Origin of the sequence: Nostoc sp. DedQUE05 (assembly GCF_034530955.1) — a bacterium.
GTDB lineage: Bacteria > Cyanobacteriota > Cyanobacteriia > Cyanobacteriales > Nostocaceae > Nostoc.
This window is the reverse complement of the sequence record NZ_JAVRCB010000027.1, coordinates 116,979-122,978: the sequence shown is the minus strand read 5'-3', so window position 1 is coordinate 122,978 and position 6,000 is coordinate 116,979. Positions and strand designations below refer to the sequence as shown.

Below are 6,000 nucleotides of genomic sequence, written 5' to 3'. Positions count from 1 at the left end.
AGGTTAGGCATTGCCTACAAGATGTCTTCCTACTAACTTATGCAGATGCAAACCCAAAAAACAGGACAAAAAATCCACAGCACCCAAAAACATATCTTAGTAGCTGCATTCCCCAGATAAAATAATGAAGAGTGCTGAGTCACCAAAATGGTCGATGACCAAAAAAAAGATACAATCCCCTAAATTTATTTATGGCATTGTTAATTTTGAATTTTGAATTTTGAATTCGGAGCGAAGCGAAGTGACGCCTTCACAAGACGTAGATACTGTAAACGTTCCTAACCTCGACCCAGAAGGATATGGCAACTCAGACACCGATCCTCTTGATGAGTTGCCTGGTGAAGTCGAAATGTCCCTTTTCGACCATCTAGAAGAGTTGCGGCAACGGATTTTTTATTCGTTGATTGCCGTAGCAGTAGGCATTATTGGCTGTTTCTTTGCCGTTAAGCCGATTGTCCAGTTACTTGAGGTTCCAGCACAAGGAGTAAAATTTCTCCAACTTGCACCTGGAGAATATTTCTTTGTCTCTTTGAAAGTTGCCGCCTACACTGGCATCGTACTTACTAGTCCTTTCATTCTTTACCAAATTATCCAGTTTGTGCTTCCAGGACTGACTCGCCGCGAACGCCGTTTACTGGGGCCTGTGGTTTTGGGTTCGAGTGTGCTATTTGGGGCGGGTTTAGTATTTGCCTATTTACTTCTTATCCCCGCAGCCTTGAAATTCTTCATTAGCTACGGAGCAGATGTAGTTGAACAACTTTGGTCAATTGATAAATATTTTGAATTTGTGCTGCTACTGTTATTCAGCACAGGTTTAGCATTTCAAATTCCGATTATTCAACTGTTGCTCGGTAATTTGAATATTGTCTCGTCAGAACGAATGGTTTCTGGTTGGCGTTACGTGATTATGGGAGCAGTGGTTTTAGGAGCCGTCCTCACACCTTCTACTGACCCCTTGACTCAAAGTCTTTTAGCGGGAGCAGTTTTAGGGCTTTATTTCGGCGGTGTGGGACTGGTGAAGCTTACAGGTAAATAACATCTGGAATAGATTCTAAGGAGGACTACGAAGACAGACATCTGATGAAAAGGATATTTATAGGTTATTTATTAGGGTTGACATTATTAACCGCTTGTAGCGAAGCAGCCACAGATAGGCTTACACAAGAACTACGAACTGTAAAGTCATGGACAGCTACAAGTAAAATGGTTGCTGATGCTTGGGTACGAGGTGCTGTGCCAAAAGTCTATGCGAAACAAACATTGCACAAAGCACAGCAAGAGTTGCAAACAGAAACCGACAACATAGCAAAGATAGAATCATCTACAGCTATTCCCCAGCCTTACAAGTTAGAACTTTTAGGTCATATTAAACGGTTAGCAAAAATCACAGAGCAAATGTCAACCGCAGTTGAACAAGAAAATTATTCTGTAGTGGCACAAAGTATTAAGGATTTATCGCTAGAAGGACGAACCCTAGACTCGCAACTACCACAGCAGAACAAACCATGAAGAAAGTTTTGGAAATCGCGCTGGGGATTGTGACTAGTATAGGTGGCTTCTTAGATGTGGGTGCGATCGCTACAGCAGCAGAGGCTGGATCTATTTTCGGCTTTCAACTAATCTGGGCGATTATTCTGGGTACAATTTGTGTGATTTTTTTGGTAGAAATGTCTGGGCGGTTAGCAGCAGTTAGCAAGCATACTTTAGCTGCTGCTGTACGCGAACGTTTTGGGTTTAATTTTTATATTATTCCACTGATTGCCGAAGTCATAGTTGATTTTCTAGTGTTAGCAGCTGAAATTGGTGGTGTTTGCATCGCCTTACAACTGCTAACGGGTATTAGTTTTCAGTGGTATGCTTTACCCGTTGCCTTTGCAATTTGGTTGCTAATTTGGTACGGCAACTTTGGCATTATTGAAAATGGTATTTCCGTATTAGGGTTGGTGACACTAGTTTTTGTTGTCGCTACTTTTAAGTTGCATCCATCTCTAACACAACTTGGTAGTGGTTTGTTGCCAACTCTGCCACAACAAGATACCGCTCATTATTTATATCTTGGAGTTGGCATTTTGGGTGCTTTGATTAGCCCCTATTTATTTTACTTTTACTCATCTGGGGCAGTAGAAGATAAATGGGATGAAGGGTATATCGGTGTAAATCGCGCAGTTGCCGGTTTAGGAATGAGTTTTGGTAGCATTGTATCGCTAGGAGTGCTGATTGTGTCAGCACTAGTACTCAAACCCAAAGGCGTTGAGGTAGATAGCTACGAACAAGCAGCGTTGATGTTGACAGAAACTTTTGGTTACTGGGGCTTTGTACTATTTGCAGCATCCTTGGGTATTGCTTGCTTTGGCGCAGCACTGGAAGTTACTCTCGACACAGCTTATATTGTTGCTCAATCCTTTGGTTGGAATTGGGGCGAAAATCTGAAACCTAAAGATGCCGCACGCTTTAGTTTGGTCTACACTGTGTTTGTCTTTCTCGCTTCTTTATTAATGGTATTTGGAATTGACCCGTTGCAATTGACTTTGTTTTCAATGGCGATTACAGCAGTGATTTTGCCGCCTGTGATTGTGCCATTTTTGGTATTGATGAACGATGAATTATATATCGGCAAGTATCGCAACGGTTGGATAAGTAATAGTGTTGTGATCTTTACAATTGTGCTGACATTCGTGTTAGCGATCGTTGCGATTCCACTAGAAATTCTTGGAGGGTGATCGCTGGTAGGCGTTTACGTTAATAATCAACTGGAAGTGATAGAAAATGAACATTATTAGAGATGTACTTGATAACCAATTAGTTGACAGCGATCGGCGCCATCTGGGCAAAGTCGATGGAATTGTCATAGAGTTGCGCGATGGAGAACCGCCACGACTCACTTATATCGAAACTGGTATGACAACTCTTGCACGACGTATTCATCCACGTTTAGGCAGGTGGGTAGCAGCAATTGAAAGTAGTTGGGGTGCTAAACAAAGTGAACCCTTTAGAATTCCGTGGTCAAAAGTGCGGGATGTTGGTATTGATGTTGAAGTCGAGATTGAAGCTGACCAAACTCCAGCATTAGCTTATGAAAAATGGCTTCAGAAACACATTATTGGCCGAATTCCAGGGGCAGAACATGGCAAGTGAAATTCATCTGGAACTGCTACTAGGCAAACAAGTATTGGATTCAACTGGCAAACCCGCCGGACGCATTGAGGAAGTACATGCCCAACAGCAGGGTGAAGAATGGGTTATTCAGGAATATCTGATTGGAACCACTGCTATCTTAGAAAGACTATCAGCTTGGGCAATTGGGTTGAGAATCTTACACTTCCTTGGGGCGCACAAGATCCACAGTGGCTATACAATATCTTGGGAGCAGCTAGATTTGACTGACCCTGAAAAGCCTCGTTTGCTCTGTACCTTAGATGATTTAAAAGTATTAGAGACTTCCAAAAAATAAAAATCCAACGTATGTTTGACTGCTCTAGCTATCAAGCAGTTTAACAAGATATGAGGGCTATGGGACTTGCGATCGTCAGGAAATAGCCTTGGAGAATATTTCTCGCTAGTGGGATAAGTTCAGGTTTTGTATCTGTAAGTTCCTTTGGAAGTTGAGGTTTAAGAAGAATTTCAAATGTTGAGATAAAAGCCATTAGCTTTTTCCTTGAAGAGGTGTATTTTTTCTTACCTTACCAATAGGGAAAAGGATTATACAGGACGTTATAGTATTTTTGAATAAAAAATACTGCAATTACTCAGAAATTGATTAAAGTTAATGAAATAATTGGTCACAATATCCATTCTGAAGAACGTTCGCCCAAATCTAGAGGAATGCTGACAGCCTTGCCAAGTCGGGGGCGATCGCGTGTTTGGGCAATAAAAGTTTGTACCTGTGTTGACCCACCCAAGGCATGAAGATAATTGGCAATGCTATCGAGATGTTCTTGGTACTCCGCCTCACTCAAGGGAAAAGAAGCTTGCTCTAGATATTTCCACATTACTTGCAAAAATATCTTTCCCTGTGCCCGCCGGAACTGGACATCATAAGAATATCCCCACTTATCAAGCAATATCTGACGTAATTCCTGTCCTGTCATAGTCTTTTCTCAATCAGATTTTACATTTAGTTATGATGTTAAGTTCCGTGACTCCAGTATGATAAGGATATAAAGAAATGTAATGCTAACAGAAAAGATGCTTTTTATATCTTGGAACAAAGAATTATGGCATCGTTGTGAGCGCTAGCATTTCGACTTAGACAAGAGTTGCTCAAGTATTAGTACTTTTGTCAAAATGCTTAACAAAATACACAAAGAGCGCGTAGATTATGGCTCAATTTTCTGAATCAGCAGACGTGCCCGATATGGGGCGTCGTCAGTTCATGAATCTGCTCACTTTTGGGACTGTCACTGGAGTAGCTCTGGGTGCATTGTATCCCGTTGTCAAGTACTTTATTCCACCAGCAGCAGGTGGCGCAGGTGGCGGTGTAACAGCAAAAGATGAGCTAGGTAACGATGTTAGCGTCACTAAATTTCTAGAAAACCGGAATGCAGGCGATCGCAACCTAGTCCAAGGACTAAAAGGAGATCCTACCTATATTGTGGTAGACAGCAAAGAGGCGATCAAAGATTATGGCATTAACGCCATCTGCACCCACTTAGGTTGTGTCGTCCCCTGGAACGTTGCTGAGAACAAATTCAAGTGTCCTTGTCATGGTTCTCAGTATGACGAAACTGGTAAAGTTGTTCGGGGCCCAGCACCTCTGTCTCTGGCTTTAGCCCATACAAACGTAAACGACGACAAAATCGTCTTAACCCCTTGGACTGAAACCGACTTCCGCACAGGTGATGCACCTTGGTGGGGTTAATAATTTTGTCCTTAGTCATTTGTCCTTTGTTCAGGGCTTAATGACTAATGACTAATGACCAATGACTAATGACTAATTCAATTGTCGCCCTTATAGAGATGAGAAATGTTTTCCTAACAGCGAGATTAACTCGCAGTGCTAGAGCGATTGTAAAAACATTGCTCATAGCGATCGCTACTGTGACATTTTACTTCACCAGCGATTTAGCACTTCCTCAATCAGCTGCCGCCTATCCCTTTTGGGCACAGCAAACCTATCCCGAAACCCCCCGCGAACCAACAGGGCGAATTGTTTGTGCCAACTGTCACCTAGCCGCCAAGGTTACAGAAGTGGAAGTTCCCCAATCGGTGCTACCTGACACTGTATTCAAAGCTGTGGTGAAAATCCCTTACGATCTCACTGCCCAGCAAGTTGGTGCTGATGGTTCCAAGGTTGGCTTGAACGTCGGTGCAGTACTGATGCTACCCGAAGGCTTTAAGATTGCTCCTGAAGACCGTCTTTCTGAAGAACTTAAAGAAGAAGTTGGCGACACATTCTACCAACCCTACAGTGAAGATAAAGAAAACGTCGTCATCGTCGGCCCTTTACCTGGCGAACAGTATCAGGAAATCGTCTTCCCAGTTCTTTCTCCCAACCCTGCAACCGACAAAAACATCCACTTCGGTAAATATTCAGTTCACGTAGGTGGTAATCGGGGACGCGGACAAGTTTATCCCACTGGCGAAAAGAGCAATAACGCTGTTTACAACGCTTCCGCTACTGGCACAATTACCAAGATTGCTAAAGAGGAAGATGGAGACGGTAACGTTAAATATTTAGTCAACATCCAACCTGAATCAGGTGATGTTGTCGTTGATACGATTCCTTTAGGGCCAGACCTGCTTGTTTCCGAAGGTCAAGCAGTTAAGACTGGTGATGCTTTGACCAGCAACCCGAACGTCGGTGGATTCGGTCAAACAGATGGAGAAATCGTACTGCAAGACGCTTCCAGAGTCAAATGGATGATTGCGTTCATCGCTCTTGTAATGTTGGCTCAAGTTATGCTGGTGCTGAAGAAGAAGCAGGTTGAGAAAGTTCAAGCTGCTGAAATGAATTTCTAAATTCTTTGCTAAATTACTACTTGTAGGACAGGCATCTTGCCT

Annotated in this window: 9 protein-coding genes; 7 read left to right on the top strand and 2 right to left on the bottom strand. The window is 42.7% G+C overall.

Annotated features, from left to right (window positions below; translation table 11 throughout):
• The first annotated feature begins 241 nt into the window (after positions 1 to 241).
• The 5 genes from tatC to RMZ42_RS20495 are packed head-to-tail and all read left to right on the top strand — an operon-like array spanning position 242 to position 3,451.
• A complete protein-coding gene (tatC, locus tag RMZ42_RS20515; protein WP_322673130.1) occupies positions 242 to 1,036 on the top strand; it encodes a twin-arginine translocase subunit TatC in 795 nt (264 codons plus the stop codon).
• Positions 1,037 to 1,080: 44 nt separating this feature from the next.
• Positions 1,081 to 1,509, top strand: a complete 429-nt coding sequence (locus tag RMZ42_RS20510) for a hypothetical protein (protein WP_322673129.1) — start codon at positions 1,081 to 1,083, stop codon at positions 1,507 to 1,509.
• Positions 1,506 to 2,720, top strand: a complete 1,215-nt coding sequence (locus RMZ42_RS20505; protein WP_322673128.1) for an Nramp family divalent metal transporter — start codon at positions 1,506 to 1,508, stop codon at positions 2,718 to 2,720. Before RMZ42_RS20510 ends, RMZ42_RS20505 begins: the two co-directional genes overlap by 4 nt.
• A gap of 46 nt (positions 2,721 to 2,766) precedes the next feature.
• A complete protein-coding gene (locus tag RMZ42_RS20500) occupies positions 2,767 to 3,135 on the top strand; it encodes a hypothetical protein (protein ID WP_322673127.1) in 369 nt (122 codons plus the stop codon).
• Complete coding sequence (locus tag RMZ42_RS20495; protein WP_322673126.1) at positions 3,125 to 3,451, top strand: hypothetical protein; 327 nt, start codon at positions 3,125 to 3,127, stop codon at positions 3,449 to 3,451. Before RMZ42_RS20500 ends, RMZ42_RS20495 begins: the two co-directional genes overlap by 11 nt.
• Before the next feature lie 40 nt (positions 3,452 to 3,491).
• Here the strand turns inward: RMZ42_RS20495 and RMZ42_RS20490 are convergent, their stop codons facing one another.
• Both RMZ42_RS20490 and RMZ42_RS20485 read right to left on the bottom strand, forming a co-directional pair.
• Positions 3,492 to 3,644, bottom strand: a complete 153-nt coding sequence (locus RMZ42_RS20490) for a hypothetical protein (RefSeq protein ID WP_322673125.1) — start codon at positions 3,642 to 3,644, stop codon at positions 3,492 to 3,494.
• Between the two features lie 135 nt (positions 3,645 to 3,779).
• Positions 3,780 to 4,088, bottom strand: a complete 309-nt coding sequence (locus RMZ42_RS20485; protein ID WP_179063611.1) for a DUF3067 family protein — start codon at positions 4,086 to 4,088, stop codon at positions 3,780 to 3,782.
• A gap of 230 nt (positions 4,089 to 4,318) precedes the next feature.
• Between RMZ42_RS20485 and petC the strand changes: the two genes are divergently transcribed.
• On the top strand, positions 4,319 to 4,858 hold the full coding sequence (petC, locus tag RMZ42_RS20480) for a cytochrome b6-f complex iron-sulfur subunit (protein WP_292774200.1): 540 nt from the start codon (positions 4,319 to 4,321) through the stop codon (positions 4,856 to 4,858).
• A 98-nt stretch (positions 4,859 to 4,956) separates the two neighbouring features.
• A complete protein-coding gene (gene petA / locus RMZ42_RS20475) occupies positions 4,957 to 5,958 on the top strand; it encodes a cytochrome f (RefSeq protein WP_322673134.1) in 1,002 nt (333 codons plus the stop codon).
• The last annotated feature ends 42 nt before the right edge of the window (positions 5,959 to 6,000 follow it).

What these genes read in the sequence shown, in the direction of transcription:
- RMZ42_RS20505 (WP_322673128.1), top strand. Translation starts at nt 1,506, where the DNA reads ATGAAGAAAGTTTTGGAAATCGCGCTGGGGATTGTGACTAGTATAGGT.
- petC (WP_292774200.1), top strand. Translation starts at nt 4,319, where the DNA reads ATGGCTCAATTTTCTGAATCAGCAGACGTGCCCGATATGGGGCGTCGT.
- RMZ42_RS20490 (WP_322673125.1), bottom strand. Translation starts at nt 3,644, where the DNA reads ATGGCTTTTATCTCAACATTTGAAATTCTTCTTAAACCTCAACTTCCA.
- petA (WP_322673134.1), top strand. Translation starts at nt 4,957, where the DNA reads ATGAGAAATGTTTTCCTAACAGCGAGATTAACTCGCAGTGCTAGAGCG.
- RMZ42_RS20495 (WP_322673126.1), top strand. Translation starts at nt 3,125, where the DNA reads ATGGCAAGTGAAATTCATCTGGAACTGCTACTAGGCAAACAAGTATTG.
- RMZ42_RS20485 (WP_179063611.1), bottom strand. Translation starts at nt 4,088, where the DNA reads ATGACAGGACAGGAATTACGTCAGATATTGCTTGATAAGTGGGGATAT.
- RMZ42_RS20500 (WP_322673127.1), top strand. Translation starts at nt 2,767, where the DNA reads ATGAACATTATTAGAGATGTACTTGATAACCAATTAGTTGACAGCGAT.
- RMZ42_RS20510 (WP_322673129.1), top strand. Translation starts at nt 1,081, where the DNA reads ATGAAAAGGATATTTATAGGTTATTTATTAGGGTTGACATTATTAACC.